The sequence below is a fragment of the Aerococcus sp. L_32 genome (genome assembly GCF_050689315.1).
This window is the reverse complement of sequence record NZ_JBOEQF010001190.1, coordinates 1-562: the sequence shown is the minus strand read 5'-3', so window position 1 is coordinate 562 and position 562 is coordinate 1. Positions and strand designations below refer to the sequence as shown.

General features: G+C 37.4%; 1 protein-coding gene. It reads left to right on the top strand.

Going from position 1 to position 562, the window contains the following annotated elements; genetic code table 11:
* Positions 1 to 562, top strand: a 562-nt coding sequence (locus ACRCJ0_RS18875) for an ATP-binding cassette domain-containing protein (protein WP_431391736.1), incomplete at both ends; no start/stop codon positions are given.

Sequence of the window (562 nt, the reverse complement as noted above, 5' to 3'; positions counted from 1 at the left end):
GAAATCAAAACAAGCGACTTCTCGTAAGAAAACATTGGAGAAAATCGAATTGGATGACATTCGTCCTTCAAGCCGTAAATACCCATTTGTTGGATTCGAGCCAGAACGTGAAATTGGTAATGATGTACTAACAGTAGAAAACCTTTCTAAAACAATTGATGGCGTGAAAGTATTAGATAATGTATCATTCATTATCCGTCCAAAAGATAAAGTAGCTTTTGTATCTCGTAACGATATCTCAACTACTGCTTTAATGGAAATCATCACAGGGAATATGGAACCAGACTCAGGTTCATACAAATGGGGTGTCACTACAAGTCAAACTTACCTGGCACGAGATAACTCAGATGAATTTGAAAACAGCCAACAAAGTATCCTTGATTGGTTACGTCAATTCGCCAATGGTCCAGAGGAAGAAGATAACACATTCTTACGTTCATTCTTAGGTCGTATGTTATTCTCTGGTGACGAAGTAAACAAAAACCTAGATGTATTATCGGGTGGGGAACGTGTTCGTTGTATGTTATCTAAGATGATGTTATCTAAAGCCAATGTATTGGTA